This window comes from Streptomyces viridochromogenes DSM 40736 (assembly GCF_000158955.1).
GTDB classification, from domain to species: Bacteria; Actinomycetota; Actinomycetes; order Streptomycetales; family Streptomycetaceae; genus Streptomyces; species Streptomyces venetus.
The window spans coordinates 2,662,368-2,680,232 of the sequence record NZ_GG657757.1 but is presented as its reverse complement, the minus strand read 5'-3'; the positions used below and the strand labels follow the sequence as shown (position 1 = coordinate 2,680,232).

Below are 17,865 nucleotides of genomic sequence, written 5' to 3'. Positions count from 1 at the left end.
GAGCGTAGCCACAGCGGAGCGAGCCGCCATCACGGGCTCGGAAAGGCGGTTGAGATCCGCCGTGCGGTCGGCGAGGCTCTTCGGCCATGGAGTTCCTCTGCTTCCACCGCGACAGACCCGGATCGCTTCCCCTGCGCGAGCGACTGGTGGAGGACCACTGGTCCTACATGGACCGGTACGCCGCCGAGCTGATCGCCCGTGGCCCCACCTACGCCGACGACGGGGAGACCCCCACCGGCAGCGTCCACATCGTCGACCTGCCGGACCCCGCCGCGGCCCGGGCGTTCGCCTTCGACGAGCCCAACCACCAGGCGGGCGTGTACCGGGACGTACTGCTGCGCCGGTGGCGCAACCTGCTGGGCCGCACCATGTGGGACTTCCCCGGCGGCCCGACGGCCGGCAACCGCTACCTGGTACTCGGCTTCGGGTCGGGCCAGGCGGCGGACCTCGAAATCCCCTCCGACCGCCGTGACGAACTGATCGCGTACGGACCGCTCCTCTCCGACGACGGCAACGCCTGGCTGGGTACGGCGGCGCTCGTGCGGGCGCCTGACGCGCAGGCGGCGCGTGCCGTCCTGACGCCGGGGCGGTACGCCGACATCGAGGTGCACCACTGGGAGTTCGGCGGACGACGATGAGGAGTGGCCCCGGAGCCCGGTCAAGCGGCCGGGCCCGGGGCCGTGTGTGCCGGTGTCAGCCCTGTTCCACGCCCAGGGTCAGCGCACCGGCGTAGCCGGCCGATGTCGTGCTGCCGAGGGCGGTGAGGGTGAGCAGGCCCGAGCGGGCGCCTCCGCCGTCGTAGATGGAGTCCTGGGCGAGGGCGGTGCGGGGGACCGTGTTGACCGCGTACTGGGAGAGTCGCGCGACCTTGGCCGTGATCGTCTCGTCGAAGAAGAGCTGGCCGGTGTGGAGTTCCTGGCCGCCGGTGAAGGAGCCGTCGGAGGTCAGGGTGACGTTCGTGTGGACCTTGATGTGGATGTGCAGGCAGCGGCCCCGGTACCAGCCCGGGTAGATCGTGGTGATCTTCGCGACGCCGCTTGCGTCGGTGAGGACGCCGCCGCGCAGGAACGTGCCGTTGTCGGGCTCGTTGTGGCCGTTGTTGCCGACGAAGCCGGAGTACTCGCCGAGGGCGTCGCAGTGCCAGATCTCCACCAGGGCCTTGTTCAGCGGCGCGCAGGTGTCGTCGTCCACGACCGTGAGGGTCAGTTTCAGGGGGATGCCCGACTTGCCCTCGCTGATGTCGGCGCGAACGTACTGTCCGTCGAGGTAGTAGGGGCCCTCGGTCATCTCCTTCGTGAGCGTGCAGACGGCTGCGGCGGCGACAGGGGCGGTGTTGTCCGCCTGGGACGTGGGGGCGTCGGTCGACGCGGCGACTCCGACGGCCAGCGTCGCGGCGGTGGCGCCGGTGGCCAGGAGGACGGTGCGGCGACCGACGGGGGATGAGTTGGCGCTCTTGTCTGTCATGGACACGGCAGATTAGAGGGGGATTCTGTCCGTGCGCTGTGAGTTCGGCAAAGTGCTGCGGCGTCAAGTATCTGATGAGACAGGTACTTTACCGGCCCTGGTGAGGCCGCCCGCTTCTTGGCCAGTGTCGTGCCTCCACGGCCTGCCTCAAGGGCGCTCCGCGTCGCCTTCGGCGATGGCCCTACGGGCTACCCTTGACCCAGCCCGCTCCAGCACGTGGAAGAAGCGAGCGAGCGGCCGGAGAGGAACGGGTGGCCAGGCCGGCAACCCCTTCGGCTCGCTGAGTGGCCGCTCGGCGGGGGGGGCAGCGCGCTCGCGCCTCGCGGGCACGCCGGCTCGGCTTAGCGGCGACCGGTGGGTTCGGTGTTGCGGTGGCGCGTCACGGCATTTCGCGCACGCCGGGTGGGCTTAGCGGCGACCGGTGGGTGGATGGCGGGGCGGCGGTGCGCTCGCGCCTCGCGGGCACGCCGGCTCGGCTTGGCGGCGAGCGGTGTGTGGGTGGTGCGGCGGCTCTTCGACGTGGGGGCTGCCGGCGAGTGGAGCGCTTCGGCCGTCACGGGCTCTGCCTAGATGGGCCGATACGCGGTTGAGGCGCCCAACCGCTCCACTCACTGCTTCCGCCCGACCCGCCGAGATCTCCGACGTCCGCCGAACTGGGCCGGGACGTGCCCCGCCCGGTGCCGCGCACCACCCACTCGCCGCTCGCCGCCGAATCCACCCGGCGTGCGCGGAATGCCGTGTCGCGCCGCCACCGGCACCCCGAACCCACCGGTCGCCGCTGAGCCCGCCCGGCGTGCAGGCGAGGCGCGGGTGCGTCCGCCCGTTGCCGAGCGGCGATGCAACGGGCTGATGACCGCAGGCATGGTTTGGCCACCCGCCTTTCCGGGCCGCTCGCTCGCTTCTCTCCCGTGCTGGAGCGGACTGGGTCAAGGGTGGCCCGCAGGGCCATCGCCGAAGGCGACGCGGAGCGCCCTTGAGGCAGGCCGTGGAGGCACGACACTGACAAGGAAGCGGGCGGCCCCGACAGTTACTTGGTGGCGTGCGTGAGGAACGCCGACCAGGCGGTGGGGGAGAGGCAGAGCTGGGGGCCCTGCTTGTCCTTGGAGTCGCGGATGTGGATGGTGTCGGGGGAGGTTGCGACCTCCACGCAGTCGCCGGAACCGATGCTGCTGTAGCTCGACTTGAACCACGTCAGTTCGCAGGTGCTCATAGGTCTCCTCGCAGGCGCTGCAACAGGCTCACGGAGTCTGAGAGGGAGAGAGCCTGTGCACGCATCCTGGCATACCTCCTTTGAAGCACGCTGACCACTTTCCGGTCGCTGATCTCGCTGCTCGAGATACCGGAGCAGCAGGTGGCCCGTCGCCTACTGACGGCGGACCCCCGAAGGGGCGCGGGGAACTGCGCGAACAACCACCACGCACCCGCACCCGCACCCGCGCAGAAACCGCCTACGGCGCACCCGCGCAGAAACCGCCTACGGCGAGAGGCCGCTACCCGGCCTGTCCCATCCCCGCCGCGTTCGGCCAGGCGGCCTGCGCCCCCGGCCACCCCGTGGCAGGCGCGGGCGACAACCCGTTCGTGCCCCTGACCTGCGCCGCGGTCAGTCCGCCCCGGGCCGGGACTCCCGGCGGGGTCGGGCCAGTGGGGGCCGGTGTGGGGACCGGCGCCGGAGCAGGGACCGGCGCCGGGGCTGGAGTGGGGATCGGGGCCGGAGCAGGGATCGGGGCCGGCGCCTGGGCGACAGGAGCCAGCGGCGGGACCGGAGCGGCCATGGGCTGCGGAGCCGGCTGAGGCACCGACTGCGGAGCGGGCTGAGGCACGGCCTGCGGCATCTGCTGCTGGCCCATCTGCCTCATCTGCCCCAGCTGCTGGCCCATCTGTCCCATGGGGCGCCGCTGCCGACATCGGCATCCCACGCGCGGCAGCCGCCGGCACGGCACCCGTGGACGCCGCCGCGGGAAGCGGCATGCCCGTGCCGGCAGCCGGGGCGGCAGCGGGGCCTGGACCGCCGATACCGGCGGCCTGAGCGGCAAGGCCCCGCATGCCGTCCCCGTTGGTCTCGCTCACCAGACGGTCCACGGCCGCCGTACCCGAGCTGTAGCTGGTCCCATGGCCCAGCTCGGGTACGGCGGCTCCCCTCCTGGACGTCCCGTAGAGCACCTGTTCCAGGCCGGACACCAGGCGACGCACGTCCACCTGGGGGCGCACCACGAGACGCAGGAAGCGGCTGGACGAGCCGATCTTGTTGCCGCACTCGCGGACCAGGATCCGGTGCTCGGTGAGCATCCGGTCCCGGACCACCGTGCCTTCGGCGCCCACGGGGAGGCGCACGAAGAGGAAGTTGCCCTGGGACGGGTAGACCGTCAGACCGGGCAGGGCCGACAGCTGGCTGGCCATGTCGAGGCGGTCGCGGCGCACCTGCTGGAGGCTCTGCGCGTACTCGCTGCCGTGCTCCTTCAGCATGAAGACGACGTGCTCGGCGAAGGAGTTGAGGTTCCACTTGGGGAGCATGGACCTCACCCGCCCGGCGAGCGCCGGGTTGGCGACCAGGTAGCCGAAGCGGATGCCGTGCAGCCCGAAGTTCTTGCCGAGGCTGCGCAGGACCACGACGTTCGGCCGCAGCATCGCCTCCTGGACGACGGACGGCTCCGCCTCGGCGTCCGCGAACTCCAGGAACGACTCGTCGATGACGACCAGGTCCAGGTCGGCCATGGCGTCCATGAACTGGACGATGGCGTGCTTGTGCAGGAAGCCGCCGTCGGGGTTGTTGGGGTTGCAGATGACGGCGACGCGCGTGCCCCGCGCGCGGATGAACTCGGCGTACTGCGCGAGGTCGAGGGCGAAGCCGCTGGACTCCTGGAGCGGGAACATGTCGACCCGCTTGCCGGTCTCCATCGGCTGGTCGGTCCAGCGGCCGAAGGTGGGGACGGGGATGGCGAGGGACTCGCGGACCAGCAGGTGGTCGATCCAGGTGATGAGCTCGGTGGAGCCGTTGCCCATCGCCACGCACTGCGGCGGCAGCTGGAGCAGGTTGCACAGCTCGGCCGTGATGGTGTCGGCGCCGCTCGGGTAGTACGTGATGATGTCGCGCAGTCTGCCCGCCATGTCCTCGAACATGGCCGGGGTGGGGAAGTAGGGGTTGCAGGGGATGCAGAAGTCCACCGGCCCGGCTCCGTCGCCGCCCTCGCGCGTCAACGCCGCCATCGAGGGGCTGTGTGCCGCAGTGCTGCGGAACAGCGAGGTGACGTTGTCGGCCATGGAACCTCCGTATGAGGCGGGCCCGCTGGGGACGGACGAACCCGACGTTTAAGGGTGGCCCGCGCGGGGGAGCGCGGGCCACCCTTGGATACGGAGCTTGTGGTGACACTGTTCAACCGTCAGGCAACCGGCCAGAACTTGTGCCCTACCCGTGAAGGGCTGTCAGCAACCGAACGTGTGGATCGTCGTCGTCCGGTAGGTCTGCCCGGGCCGCAGCACCGTCGACGGGAACTTCGGCTTGTTCGGCGAGTCCGGGAAGTGCTGCGTCTCCAGGCAGAGCGCGTCGCCCTGCCGGTAGGTGCGGCCGGACGGGCCGGTCAGGGTGCCGTCGAGGAAGTTGCCGGAGTAGAACTGCAGGCCCGGCTCGTTCGTGGCGATCTTCAGGCTGCGGCCGGAGGCGGGGTCGCGCAGGGTGGCGACGTGCTCGGGCCGGGCGGTGATGCCCTTGTCGAGGACCCAGTTGTGGTCGAAGCCCTTGGCGGTGACCAGCTGCGGGTGCGAGGTGCGGATGTCCCGGCCGATCGGCTTGGCACGGGTGAAGTCGAAGGGCGTGCCCGCGACCTTGGCCAGCTCGCCCGTGGGGATGAGGCCCGCGTCGGTGGGCGTGTAGCGGGAGCCGGCGATCTGGAGCTCGTGGTCCTCGATCGTGCCGCTGCCCTCGCCGGCCAGGTTCCAGTAGACGTGGCTGGTGAGGTTGACGACGGTGGCCTTGTCGGTGGTGGCCTCGTAGTCGATGCGCCAGTCGCCGTGCCGGGTGAGCGTGTACGTCACCTTGGTCTTGAGCGTGCCCGGGTAGCCCATCTCGCCGTCGACGCTCGTGTAGTACAGGTGCAGGCCGACGTCGGAGCCCTGGGTGAACGGCTCGACGTCCCACACGCGCTTGTCGAAGCCCTGGACGCCGCCGTGCAGGCTCTGCTCGCCGTCGTTGACGGAGAGCTGGTAGTCCTTGCCGTCGAGGGTGAACTTGCCCTTGCCGATGCGGTTGCCGTAACGGCCGATCAGGGCGCCGAAGTACGGGGTCTTCGCGACGTAGTCCTCGAGGTTGTCGAAGCCCGCGGAGACGTTGGCGTAGCGGCCGCGACGGTCGGGGATCTCCAGGGACTGCACGACACCGCCCCAGGAGAGGACCTTCAGGCGGGTGCCGCCGTTCTCCAGCGACCAGCTGTAGACCTTGGTGCCGTCGGCGAGCTTGCCGAAGAGCGTCTTCACAGGCTTCCTGCCTCCCGTGGCGTGCGCCGTGCCGCCGAGGGTGGTGGCGGCGATGCCCGCCGCCGCGGCTCCCGCGATGACCGTACGTCTGTTCAGTTCCATGTGTGCGGCTCCCGTATAAGGAGAGGGCCCCGCCGTTGTGGCGGGGCCCCGATCTGACTTACGAACCGACCTTGCGCTTGTTCCACACGTCGAACCCGACCGCCGCGAGCAGGACCAGGCCCTTGATGACCTGCTGCCAGTCGGTGCCGATGCCGACGAGGTTCATACCGTTGTTCAGCACGCCCAGGACCAGGCCACCGATGATCGCGCCGAGCACGGTGCCGACACCGCCGCTCATCGACGCGCCGCCGATGAACGAGGCCGCGATCGCCTCCAGCTCGAAGTTGAGGCCGGCCTTGGGAGAGGCCGCGTTGAAGCGGGCGGCGAAGACCAGACCCGCCAGGGCCGCGAGCATGCCCATGTTCAGGAAGACCAGGAAGGTGACCTTCTTGTCCTTCACACCCGACAGCTTGGCCGCGGGCAGGTTGCCGCCGATGGCGTAGATGTGGCGGCCGATGATCGCGTTGCGCATGACGTAGCCGAAGCCGACGAGCAGCACACCGAGGATCAGCAGGACGATCGGGGCGCCCTTGTAGCTGGCCAGCAGCATGGTGAGCGTCAGCACGGCGGCGGCGATCGCGACCAGCTTCAGCAGGAACAGCTTGGTGGGCGGGACGTCCAGGTCGAACTCCTGCTGCCGCTTGCGGTCACGGACCTCCTGGAAGATCACGAAGGCGATCATCGCGAAGCCCAGCAGCAGCGTGAGGTTGTGGTAGTTCGTCTTCGGGCCGACCTCCGGAAGGAAGCCGTTGGCGACCTTCTGCAGGCCCTCCGGGAACGGGCCGAGCGTCTGGCCCTCCAGGAAGATCTCGGTGAGACCGCGGAAGATCAGCATGCCCGCCAGGGTCACGATGAACGACGGTATGCCGCCGTACGCGATGAAGAACCCCTGGATGGCACCGGCGACCGCGCCCACGGCCAGGCACAGCACCACGGCGAGGACCCACGGTATGTCGTGTTTGACCATGAACACCGCGGCCATGGAGCCGACGAACGCCGTGAGCGAACCCACCGACAGGTCGATGTGGCCCGCGATGATGACCAGCATCATGCCGATCGCGAGGATCAGGATGTAGCTGTTCTGCAGCACCAGGTTGGAGACGTTGCGCGGCAGCAGCAGGTCGCCGTCGGTCCACACGGCGAACAGCACCACGATCAGGCCCAGGGCGATCAGCATGCCGTACTGCCGCATGTTGCGGCGCATGCCCTCCACCACCAGCTGCAGCAGGCCGTCGCCCGCGGCCCCTCCGCTCTTGCCCGACGGCGCGGGGGCCGGGCTCTTGGCGGTCACGTCCGTGCTCATCGGGTTACCTCTTTGTCCTTCGTCATCTGACGCATCAGCGATTCCTGGGAGGCCTCGGCCCGCGAGAACTCACCCGTCAGCCGCCCCGCGGCCATCGTGTAGATGCGGTCGCACATGCCGAGCAGCTCGGGCAGCTCGGAGGAGATGAAGACGACCGCCTTGCCCTGGGCGGCCAGCTGGTCGATGACCGTGTAGATCTCGTACTTGGCACCGACGTCGATACCGCGCGTCGGCTCGTCCAGGATCAGCACGTCCGGACCCGAGAAGATCCACTTGCTGAGGACGACCTTCTGCTGGTTGCCGCCGGACAGCTTGCCCACCGGCTCGAAGACGGTCGGCGCCTTGATGTTCATCGACTTTCGGAAGCGCTCGGCGACCTGCCGCTCCTCGTGCTCGTCGACCACACCGCGCTTGGCGACCTTGCCGAGGGCGCTCAGCGAGATGTTCCGGTTGATGGTGTCGATGAGGTTGAGGCCGTAGTGCTTGCGGTCCTCGGTGACGTACGCGATCCCGTGCTTGACCGCCTCGGGAACGGTCTTGGTACGGATCTCCTTGCCGTCCTTGAGGACCGTGCCGCCCGCGTACCGGCCGTAGGTCCGCCCGAAGACGCTCATCGCGAGTTCGGTGCGGCCGGCGCCCATCAGGCCCGCGATGCCGACGATCTCGCCGCGCCGCACCTGGAGGGAGACGTCGTCGACGACCTTGCGCTGCTGGTCGATCGGGTGGTGCACGGTCCAGTCCCGGATCTCCAGGGCGGGCGCCACGCCCTCCTCGGGCTCGTGCGGCGAGCGCTCCGGGAACCGGTTCTCCAGGTCCCGGCCGACCATGCCGCTGATGATCCGGTCCTCGGTGGTCTCCGGGGCCTTCACGTCGAGGGTCTCGATGGTCTGGCCGTCGCGGATGATCGTCACCGAGTCGGCGACCTTGCGGATCTCGTTGAGCTTGTGGGAGATGATGATCGAGGTGATGCCCTGCTGCTTCAACTCCAGGATGAGATCCAGGAGTTTGCCGCTGTCCTCGTCGTTCAGCGCGGCGGTCGGCTCATCCAGGATGAGCAGCTTCACCTTCTTCGACAGGGCCTTGGCGATCTCCACGAGCTGCTGCTTGCCCACGCCGATGTCGGCGACGCGGGTGTCCGGGTGGTCGGAGAGGCCGACCCGGCGCAGCAGTTCCGTGGCGTGGCGCAGGGTCTCGGTCCAGCTGATGATCCCGCGCGTGGCGTGCTCGTTGCCGAGGAAGATGTTCTCCGCGAGGGAGAGGTAGGGCACCAGGGCCAGTTCCTGGTGGATGATCACGATGCCGCGTTCTTCGCTGGCCCGGATGTCCTTGAACTGGCAGACCTCTCCCTCGAAGAGGATGTCGCCCTCGTAGGTGCCGTGCGGGTGGACGCCGGAGAGGACCTTCATCAGGGTCGACTTGCCGGCGCCGTTCTCCCCGCAGATGGCGTGGACCTCGCCCTGCTGGACGGTCAGTGTGACGTCCGACAGCGCCTTGACGCCGGGAAAGGTCTTGACGATCGAGCGCATGTCCAGGACGGGTCCCGCCATGGTCGTGCCTTCCAATCAGTGGTGAATCGTCGGTCGGTGGCGGGGACTACTTGAGGTCGCTTGCCTTGTGGTAGCCGGAGTCGATGACGACCTTCTGGTAGTTGGACTTGTCGACGCTCACGGGCTTCAGCAGGAACGCGGGCACGACCTTCACGCCGTTGTCGTAGGTCTTGGTGTCGTTGAGCTTCGGCTTCTTGTCGTTCAGCGCCGCGTCGACCATGTCCGTGGCCACCTTGGCGAGTTCGCGGGTGTCCTTGAAGACGGTCTGGGTCTGCTGGCCCGCCTCGATCGACTTCAGGGAGGCGACCTCGGCGTCCTGGCCGGTGACGACCGGCAGCGGCTTGCTCTTGGAGCCGTAGTCGTCGGACTTCAGTGCGGACAGGATGCCGATGGAGATGCCGTCGTAGGGGGAGAGGACGGCGTCGACGCGCTCGGTCTTGTAGGCCGAGGTCAGGATGTCGTCCATGCGCTTCTGGGCGGTGCCGCCGTCCCAGCGCAGGGTGGTGACCTGGTTGAGCTTGGTCTGGCCGGAGCGGACGACGAGCTGCTTCTTGTCGATGTAGGGCTGCAGGACCTTCATCGCGCCGCCGAAGAAGTAGCGGGTGTTGTTGTCGTCGTTGGAGCCGGCGAACAGCTCGATGTTGAAGGGGCCCTTCTTGGAGCCGTCCTTCAGACCCAGCTTCTCGACGATGTAGCTGCCCTGGAGCTCGCCGACCTTCTCGTTGTCGAAGGAGGCGTAGTAGTCGACGTTCTTCGTGCCGAGGATCAGACGGTCGTAGGAGATGACCGGGATGTTCGCGTCCTTGGCCTGCTGGAGCACGTTGTTCATCGACTTGTTGTCGATGGCGGCGATGATCAGCGCCTTGACGCCCTGCGTGATCAGGTTCTCGACCTGGGAGACCTGCTGGTCCGGGTCGTCCTCGCCGTAGACCAGCTTGGGCTTGTAGCCCTTGGCCTCCAGGTTCTTCTTGACGTAGTCGCCGTCGAGGATCCACCGCTCGGAGGACTTGGTCGGCATCGCGATGCCGATGGTCCCGCCCTTGGCGTCCCCTTCGCCTTCCTTGCTGCCACCCTCGCTGTTCTGGCCGCAGGCGGACAGGGTCAGGGCGAGGGACGCGGCTCCGGCTATGGCGGCGAGAGCGGCTCTGCGGTTACGCATGATGATCATCCTTGATCTGTGTGCAGGGCTCGGTCCGATGGGCGCGAAGTCGCTCCGGGTGGTCGTGCCGGAAAGACCGAGAAGAGATGTGTCGGATTGTGGTCGGCTGTGTCTTCTTTTGTGAAGCTGAGTTTCCGGAACGTTATGCCGAGATCTCGAACCGTTGCAGAGCGCCCGGCAGTCGGGAGCCCAGCGGCGCCATGTCGCCGTCCGCGCCGTGACGGGCCAGCAGATCCAGGGCCAACCGGCCCCGCCGCACCCGCTCCTTGGCGGTGGCCAGGGTCAACTCCCGCATGTGGTGGCCGTACGGGTAGATCCCCGGGGCCTTGGACAGGCCGAACTTCAGGTACAACGGGGCCCCGCGCCGGATGAGTTCGGCGACCTCGTACATCCGGACGTAGCCGCCGAGGTCGTCGGGGGCCTCGATGTACATGTCCATCGGGGCGCCGGACACCCGGCGGATCTCCGTGAGGTGATCGAGCGTCAGGTCGCTGGGCACGTTGATCGAGTCGGCGCCGAGACGCTCGTAGACCGCGTACGCCGCCGGGTTGACCGGTCCGATGAGCGCGCTCACCTTGAGGGTCGTGTCGGCCGGGATGATGCCGGCCGCGCGTGCCCGGTGCAGCGTCCACAGCACGCCCTCGTCGGCGACGAGCAGGCACTTGACACCCAACTCCGTTGCCCGGACGGCGTCTTCGACGCACCCGGCGACGGCGTCGTGGCCGCGGGCTCTGAGACCCGCCCCGCGCGAGTCGGTCCGGGTCGAACCGCCGATGTCCCAGGTGCCGCGCGGGCCGGTGAACAGGCAGAGCTCGATGTCGCGTTCGGCCGTCGCCTCCACCATCTCGGTGATCTCGGCGTCGGTCAGCATCCACACGCCGCTGCCCTGGCTGATCCGGTGGATCGGCACGTCCAGCCGCGAGGCCTCCTTCAGGACCACCGCCAGCGCCTCGGGGCCCTCGCAGGAGGGGATCTCGGTGCGCCAGCGGCCGCCGCCGGGGAAGGAGTGCGACGAGGCGTCGGCGGGGTCGAGGGCGGGCGCGCTCAGGCCGAGTTCGGCGAGCACCTGCTCCCCGGGCCTGCGGACTGCCGTGGCGGAAGCGTCGGTCACAGGAATGTCCTTTGGTTCGATATTTCGGACGAGGTTCGCGGCTCTGGGTAGGGCAAGGCTGGGGTGTACGCCGGTACGGGAGCCGTCAGGTTGCCCCCGTACCGGCGTACGTCTACGGGCGGAGCAACACCTTGCCCACCTTCGGATCGCCGGCTCCCACCAGCTCGATGGCCCGCGAGAACTCGGCGAGCGGCAGCTCGTGCGTCACCAGCGGCAGCGGATCGAGCAGACCGGCCGCGAACACCCGCACCGTGTGCGCCCAGGCGTCCGGCGGGGCACCGAAGACGGTGTGCACCTCCAGTTGCTTCACGACGAGGTCGGTCGGGTCGAGGCCGTCGGCGCCGGGCGCCGGGATGCCGGTCAGGACCAGCCGGCCACCGCGCCGGAGCAGGGCGGCGGAGACCCGGGCGGCGTCCGCGGACCCGGCGGTCTCGATGACGACGTCGAAGTCGTCCGGGAGCTCCTGGTCCTTCGTGCGGAAGTCGGTCGCCCCGTACTGCCGCGACAGCGCCTCGCGGTCGTTCCGGGTGCCGACCACCAGCAGTTCGGCCGGCGAGTTCGCCTTCAGGAACTGCACCGCGAACATGCCGAGCGTGCCGGTGCCCACCACGGCGACGCGCTCGCCGGGCTGCGCGTTCGCCTTCAGCGCGGCGGCCGCGATACACGCGGCGGGCTCCAGCAGGGCCGCCGCGGTGAGGTCGCAGTCGTCGGGGAGGGCGTGCAGGAGACGGGCCGGCAGTGTCAGCGTGGCCGCCATCGCGCCCGGCTGGGTGAACCCGGTCTCCTCGTAACCGGCCGTGCACAGCGTCGTGTCGCCCGCGTGGCAGCGGTCGCAGACCTGGCAGTTGCGGAAGCCCTCACCGACGACCTTGCGGCCGACGAGGGACCCGGGGACACCGGCGCCCACGGCCTCCACCGTCCCGGACCACTCGTGGCCAGGAGTGAGCGGGTAGCGCACATAGCCCTCGGGGCGGTTGCCCTGGTAGACCTCGCGGTCGCTGCCGCAGATGCCGGAGGCGTGGACACGGACCAGCGCCTCGCCGGCCTCGGGCTGCCGGGGCTCGTGCGGGACGAGGCGGTGCTCGCCCGGGGCGTCGATGACGACCGCGGTGTTCGCGTCGGCGGTGCTCACGTCGCTCCTGAGGTTTTCGAAGGTTTCGGTTGCCGGGTCCGGGTTTGCGCGCTCCGGACGGTCACTGACCGCCCTTGGGCTTGCGCTGCTCCCAGCCCTCCGCCCAGAGGTCGAAGCGGGCCTGCTGCTGGGGGAACTCGGCGGCGGCGTCGACGTCCAGCTCGATGCCGAGACCGGGCGCGTCGGAGATGTGGAAGCAGCCGTCCTCCGGGTTCACCTGCGGGGCGCCCTTGACGACCTTCTTGATCTCCGCGTCCGCGAAGTCGTTGAAGTGCTCCAGGATCTTGAAGTTCGGGGAGGTGAAGCCGACCTGGAGGGAGGCGGCGGTGAGCACGGAGCCGCCCACGTTGTGGGGGGCCACGAGCATGTAGTGCGTCTCGGCGGTCGCCGCGAGCTTCCGGGTCTCCCAGATTCCACCGATATGGCCGACGTCCGGCTGGATGATGTCGACGGCCTGGCTCTCGAACAGCTCCCGGAACTCGATCCGGTCGTGGATGCGCTCACCGGTGGCCACCGGCATGTCGACCTTGGCGGCGACCTTCTCCAGGGCCTTGAGGTTCTCCGGCGGGACCGGCTCCTCCAGCCACGCCGGCTTGAAGGGCGCGAGCTCCTTGGCCAGGCGTACGGCCGTGGCGGGGGAGAAGCGGCCGTGCATCTCCAGCATCAGCTCGGCCTCGGGGCCGATGGCGTCGCGTACGGCCTCGATCAGGGAGACGGCGTACAGGGTCTGCTCGTGGTCGAGCTCGAAGTGCCCGGTGCCGAACGGGTCGATCTTGAGCGCCCGGTACCCGCGCTCCATCACGCCCTGAGCGGCCTTGTGGTACGCCTCCGGAGTCCGCTCGGTGGTGTACCAGCCGTTGGCGTACGCCTTGACCTTGTCGGTGACCTTGCCGCCCAGCAGCTGCCAGACGGGGACACCGAGGGCCTTGCCCTTGATGTCCCAGCACGCCATCTCGATGACGGCGATACCGGACATCACGATCTCGCCGGCGCGGCCGTAGTCGCCGTACTTCATGCGCTTGACGAGGTCCTCGACGGCGAAAGGGTCCGAGCCGAGAATGTGGTTGGCCTGGGCCTCCTTCAGGTAACCGAGAAGGGCGTCGGTGTGTCCCAGCATCCGGGTCTCGCCGACTCCGGTGATGCCCTCGTCGGTGTGCACCTGGACGTACGTCAGGTTGCGCCACGGCGTCCCGACCACGTGTGTGCTGATTCCGGTGATGCGCACGGCGGTTGTCCCTCGCAGCTTCGTCGGCTCAGTTCCGTCAGTCATTCAGTTCAGTTCGACGTGTTCGAAATTTCGTCACACGTTCGAAATGCTGGCGTGACAGTAAGGACGGGGCGGTGGGGGTGTCAATGGGTCGCGCACATAACGGTTTCGACAGTTTCGAAACCACGGGTGGGGTGTGTCCCTACAGAACCTTCACAGCTGGATCTAGGAACGTGACCGACGCGGAACTTAATCTTCCCGCGTCATGGACTACTGCGACCCGTGCCGACGGCACCTCAACGGCGCGCTGGCCTGCCCCGGGTGCGGCACCTCAGCGGAATCGGTGCGACGGCCCGAGTGGGAGTACGGGGCTGTGCCCGGAGGTGGCGAGGGCGTTCCCGAGGGCTCGGACGATTCGGCCGGGTCCGACGGTGGACGCGAGGACGCCGACGAGCCGCTGGGGCGGGCCGCTCGGCGGCGTGGCCGCGGGAGTGGGCACGAGGCGGTCGCCGATGGGCCGGGTGGGCCGGGTGGGCCGTCGAGCCGGCGGGACCGGAAGGCCGCGGCGCATCGCAGGCGGCGCCGCCGGACCCTGTTCGTCGCGGCGGGGTTCGTGCTCGCGGCGGGTGGGCTGAGCCTCGCGGAGCTCGGGATGGACGCGCCGAGATCGACGCCGAAGCCGGCGGCGGCCGGGGAGGAGTCGGCGGACGGTGACGCGTCGGCGGAGGCGGACGAGCCGGGCCGGCCGAAGGGTGACGAGGCGTCGAGGTCCGCTTCTCCGGAGGTGTCCGACTCTCCGTCTGCCTCCAAGTCCCCGAAGCGCGAGAAGTCGAAGAAGCCGGAGGACGCCGAGCCGTCGAAGTCCCCCGAGTCGACCGAGGCGGACACTTCGCCTGCTCGCCCCACGTCGGCCCCCACCACGGCCCAGCCGGCCCCGGCCCCGACCCGCACGGCGGATCCGACGACCCCGGCCCCCACGCCGGAGCCGACCCCGACGGAGAAGTGCAACCGCTTCCTGTGGTGGTGCACGTAGTGCTTGCCGCGGGGTGGTGGGTCGGGGCCGCGCCGGGGGGTGTCCGTCCTCGGAACGGCGCGACCAGGTCACCTACCGACTAACTGGCGTCACACGCGCCGCCCACTGCGGGCGAACACCCCCGACACGGCCCCTCACGTCGCGCCCCTAGCTGCGGGCAGTCGTGCCGCTGGGGCGATGGGGGTCCCCCCTGCTCGAGCGAAGCCGAGAGCTTGGGGGAGGGTGGGCGGTGGGGGTACCTCCCTGCTCGAGCGAAGCCGAGAGCTTGGGGGAGGCACCCCGCTACGCCGGGCTGCGGACCCACCCGACCTCAGCACCAACAGGCAGCACCCCGCAACACCCCAAGATCACCCCAGCATCCCCCGCAACGCGTCCCGCAGAGCCACCCGCTCCCCCTCCGAGAGCCCGGCCAGCGGCTCCCTGGCGAACCGCAGCGACTCCCGCAGACTCCGCGCCACCCGCCGCCCTTCCTCCGTCGCCACCGCCACCTTCACCCGGCGATCCGCGGGATCGGACTGCCGCTCCACCAGCCCTCGCGCCTCCAGCCGGTCCACGATCCCGGTCACGTTCGACGGCTCGCACTTCAATCGCTGCGCGAGCCTCCGCATGGGCAGCGGCTCAAGGCACAGCAGGCTCAGCAGCCGAGCCTGCGCGCCGGTCAGCGTGTGTTCCGCCGCCGCCTCCTCGTAGTCCTCGTGGAACCGCGCCACGACCTCTCCGATGAGCTCCACGACCTCCAGGGTCAGGGCATCGGGACGGTTGTTCGGGGGAGTCGGTGTGGGGGAGGCCATGCGATCGAGGGTACCCGGTTATTTGACAACCTGAAATTTTCAGGAGCATGGTTGTTTCAGTTACTGAAGCATCTGAAGTGTTCGCATCGAGCCAGTGAGGACAGGCGCACCATGACTGACACCCCCACTCTCCCCGCCGTCAGCCGCGAATGGCACCTGGCGAGCCGCCCGGTCGGCTGGCCGAAGCCCGAGGACTTCGCCTTCGTCGAGGTGGAGGTTCCGCAGCCGGGTGAGGGCCAGGTGCTCGTGCGGAACAAGTACCTCTCCGTCGACCCGTACATGCGTGGCCGCATGAGCGACGCGAAGTCCTACGTCGCCCCGTTCGAGATCGGCAAGGTCATGCAGGGCGGTGCCGTCGGCGAGGTCGTGGCCTCCAACGCGGAGGGCCTGGCCGTCGGTGATCACGTACTGCACTTCTTCGGGTGGCGCGAGTACGCCGTCGTGGCCGCGAAGAACGCCGTGAAGGTGGACCCGGAGGCCGCCCCGCTGTCGACGTACCTCGGTGTGCTCGGCATGACGGGCCTGACCGCGTACGCCGGTCTGCTGCGCACCGCCTCCTTCAAGGAGGGCGACACCGTCTTCGTGTCCGGCGCCGCCGGTGCCGTGGGCGGCCAGGTCGGGCAGATCGCCCGGCTGAAGGGTGCCGCGCGGGTCATCGGGTCCGCCGGGTCCGACGAGAAGGTGAAGCTGCTCCTCGACGAGTACGGCTTCGACGCCGCCTTCAACTACAAGGACGGCCCCGTGAGCGAGCAGCTGCGCGCCGCCGCCCCGGACGGGATCGACGTCTACTTCGACAACGTGGGTGGTGACCATCTGGAGGCCGCCATCGGCTCCCTCAACCAGGGCGGGCGGATCGCCGTCTGCGGGATGATCTCCGTCTACAACAACACCGAGCCGGCCCCGGGCCCGAGGAACCTCGCCCGCCTCATCGCCACGCGCGGCCGTATCGAGGGCTTCCTGGTCGGGGACCACTACGATCTCCAGCCGGAGTTCGTGCGCGACGTCGCCCCCTGGGTCGCCTCCGGTGAGCTCAAGTACCGGGAGACCGTCGTCGAGGGCATCGAGAACAACCTGGAGGCGTTCCTGGGCGTGCTGCGCGGGGACAACACCGGGAAGATGATCGTCAAGCTCTGACGCCTTCTGTTGGATTCCGGCATGCGGTGCCGGGACCAACGAGAAGGCCCACATGGTGTGCCCGTACGCGAAGGCGACCCGCGAGAACATCACCGTGACGCTGGCCTGACGCTCGTCGTTGGCTACGCGGAGGCCGCACCCTTGGACGTGGGGTGCGGCCTCTGTGCGTCCTTCCCGGTCTCTTCGCGCCGCCGGTCAGGCGGCCAGGGCGGCCTTGTGGATCGCCCGCGCCAGGCGGTCGTTCTCCGGGGCCGCGCCGCCGGGGAAGGCGAAACGGCGGCGGGTGTAGCCGTAGGCGAGGCCGCTCCACGGGTCCGCGAAGGCCTGCGAGCCGCTCGCGCCGCTGTGCCCGATCGTCCCGGCACCGAGGAACGGGTGCCACGTGTCAGCCGTCGTCTGGAAGCCCAGGCCGAACGACTTGTGGGCACGTGCCACCAGGTCGTAGCCGACCGAGTGGAACTGGCCGAACTCCGCGACCGTGTCCGGCTTCAGCAGCGGCGCCTGCTGGCCCACCTCGCTGATCGCCGCCGCGTACATCCCGGCCAGACCGCGCGCCGACGCCACTCCGCCCACCGACGCCGGGCCCTTGGCCCGGACCAGCGGCATGTTCGGGAGTTCGGCGAGGTCGGCCGGTTCGGCCGCGTTGCGGTTGAAGGCGATCGAGGCGAGGGTGTGCGGGCCGTCCGGGAGTGCGTCGAGGACCGCCTGCTGCTCCGGGGTCGGGGCCATCGGCCGGGTGGGGCGGAAGCGGGGTTCGTCGGATGCGGGCAGGCCGAGGTGGAGGTCCAGGCCGTACGGGGTCCTGACGCGCTCCTGGTAGACCTCCTGGAGCGTGCGGCCCGTGGCGCGGCGTACGACCTCGCCCACCAGGGCGCCGCTGACCAGCGCGTGATAGCCGAACGCCGTGCCGGGACGCCAGAACGGGCGCTGGTCGGCGAGGCGTTCGGCGAGGTGCCGGTCGTCGGCCAGCTCGGCCAGGGTGAAGCCGGTGTCCGTGCCGACCACACCCGCCCGGTGCGCGAGCAGTTCGCGCAGGGTCAGGGCGCCCTTGCCCTCGGCCGCGAACTCCGGCCAGTAGTACGTCACCTTGCGGTCCAGTTCGAGCGTGCCGTCCTGGACCAGGAGGGCCACGACCAGGTAGGCGGCGCCCTTGGTGGACGAGAACACGCCGTACAGGGCGTCCGCCTCGGTCCCCGCCCACAGGTCGACCACCTTCCGGCCGTGGACGTAGGCGCACAGCTGCCCCTCGTAGTCAGGGCGTTCCCCGGCCACGAACGCGGCGAACTCCTCGCGCACCCCCTCGAAGCCGTCCGCCACGGTGCCGTGGATCTCCTGCGTCATCCGTTCTCCTTTGCTGAACCGCTGTGTGCCACTGTGAACAATGCCCCTGCCACCTGCGGGAATTCCCCCTTCGG

Annotated in this window: 14 protein-coding genes and 2 pseudogenes; 4 read left to right on the top strand and 12 right to left on the bottom strand. The window is 69.5% G+C overall.

Features of this window, described 5'->3' with window-relative positions; genetic code table 11:
- The first annotated feature begins 86 nt into the window (after positions 1–86).
- The gene (locus SSQG_RS11755; protein ID WP_003989976.1) at positions 87–638 is read left to right on the top strand and encodes a YciI family protein; all 552 of its coding nucleotides are present in this window, start codon (positions 87–89) and stop codon (positions 636–638) included.
- Positions 639–693: 55 nt separating this feature from the next.
- On the opposite strand, the gene SSQG_RS11750 is transcribed toward SSQG_RS11755, so the two are convergent.
- The 10 genes and pseudogenes from SSQG_RS11750 to SSQG_RS11705 form a co-directional block, all read right to left on the bottom strand.
- The gene (locus SSQG_RS11750) at positions 694–1,464 is read right to left on the bottom strand and encodes an intradiol ring-cleavage dioxygenase (RefSeq protein ID WP_039932439.1); all 771 of its coding nucleotides are present in this window, start codon (positions 1,462–1,464) and stop codon (positions 694–696) included.
- Positions 1,465–2,491: 1,027 nt separating this feature from the next.
- Positions 2,492–2,674, bottom strand: coding sequence for a DUF397 domain-containing protein (locus SSQG_RS11745; RefSeq protein WP_003989974.1), 183 nt, complete (start codon positions 2,672–2,674; stop codon positions 2,492–2,494).
- A gap of 280 nt (positions 2,675–2,954) precedes the next feature.
- Positions 2,955–4,722 (bottom strand): annotated as a pseudogene (locus SSQG_RS43420) (aminotransferase class I/II-fold pyridoxal phosphate-dependent enzyme).
- 162 nt (positions 4,723–4,884) lie between these two features.
- Positions 4,885–6,033: an aldose epimerase family protein gene (locus SSQG_RS11735; protein ID WP_003989972.1), complete on the bottom strand. Its 1,149-nt coding sequence runs from the start codon at positions 6,031–6,033 to the stop codon at positions 4,885–4,887.
- A gap of 58 nt (positions 6,034–6,091) precedes the next feature.
- Complete coding sequence (mmsB, locus tag SSQG_RS11730; protein WP_003989971.1) at positions 6,092–7,336, bottom strand: multiple monosaccharide ABC transporter permease; 1,245 nt, start codon at positions 7,334–7,336, stop codon at positions 6,092–6,094.
- Positions 7,333–8,883, bottom strand: a complete 1,551-nt coding sequence (gene mmsA / locus SSQG_RS11725) for a multiple monosaccharide ABC transporter ATP-binding protein (protein WP_039932437.1) — start codon at positions 8,881–8,883, stop codon at positions 7,333–7,335. Before mmsA ends, mmsB begins: the two co-directional genes overlap by 4 nt.
- 46 nt (positions 8,884–8,929) lie before the next feature.
- Entirely contained in the window at positions 8,930–10,042 is a 1,113-nt protein-coding gene (gene chvE / locus SSQG_RS11720; protein WP_003989969.1) for a multiple monosaccharide ABC transporter substrate-binding protein, read from the bottom strand.
- A gap of 142 nt (positions 10,043–10,184) precedes the next feature.
- The gene (locus tag SSQG_RS11715) at positions 10,185–11,153 is read right to left on the bottom strand and encodes a hypothetical protein (protein ID WP_003989968.1); all 969 of its coding nucleotides are present in this window, start codon (positions 11,151–11,153) and stop codon (positions 10,185–10,187) included.
- Between the two features lie 112 nt (positions 11,154–11,265).
- Positions 11,266–12,285 (bottom strand): zinc-dependent alcohol dehydrogenase, encoded by a 1,020-nt coding sequence (locus SSQG_RS11710; RefSeq protein WP_003989967.1) that lies wholly within the window; start codon positions 12,283–12,285, stop codon positions 11,266–11,268.
- Positions 12,286–12,346: 61 nt separating this feature from the next.
- Positions 12,347–13,510, bottom strand: coding sequence for a mandelate racemase/muconate lactonizing enzyme family protein (locus tag SSQG_RS11705; protein WP_003989966.1), 1,164 nt, complete (start codon positions 13,508–13,510; stop codon positions 12,347–12,349).
- Between the two features lie 247 nt (positions 13,511–13,757).
- Between SSQG_RS11705 and SSQG_RS43980 the strand changes: the two are divergent.
- Together SSQG_RS43980 and SSQG_RS43650 are read left to right on the top strand one after the other, a co-directional pair.
- Positions 13,758–14,123: pseudogene (locus SSQG_RS43980) on the top strand (SCO2400 family protein); the annotation flags it as partial.
- Between the two features lie 21 nt (positions 14,124–14,144).
- On the top strand, positions 14,145–14,525 hold the full coding sequence (locus SSQG_RS43650) for a hypothetical protein (protein ID WP_086025081.1): 381 nt from the start codon (positions 14,145–14,147) through the stop codon (positions 14,523–14,525).
- A gap of 347 nt (positions 14,526–14,872) precedes the next feature.
- On the opposite strand, the gene SSQG_RS11695 is transcribed toward SSQG_RS43650, so the two are convergent.
- Positions 14,873–15,316 (bottom strand): MarR family winged helix-turn-helix transcriptional regulator, encoded by a 444-nt coding sequence (locus tag SSQG_RS11695; RefSeq protein ID WP_003989964.1) that lies wholly within the window; start codon positions 15,314–15,316, stop codon positions 14,873–14,875.
- A 111-nt stretch (positions 15,317–15,427) separates the two neighbouring features.
- Here SSQG_RS11695 and SSQG_RS11690 point away from each other — a divergent pair, with 111 nt between their 5' ends.
- Positions 15,428–16,450, top strand: a complete 1,023-nt coding sequence (locus SSQG_RS11690) for an NADP-dependent oxidoreductase (protein ID WP_003989963.1) — start codon at positions 15,428–15,430, stop codon at positions 16,448–16,450.
- Positions 16,451–16,645: 195 nt separating this feature from the next.
- Here SSQG_RS11690 and SSQG_RS11685 read toward each other — a convergent pair whose 3' ends face one another.
- Complete coding sequence (locus SSQG_RS11685; protein WP_003989962.1) at positions 16,646–17,791, bottom strand: EstA family serine hydrolase; 1,146 nt, start codon at positions 17,789–17,791, stop codon at positions 16,646–16,648.
- Between the last annotated feature and the right edge of the window lie 74 nt (positions 17,792–17,865).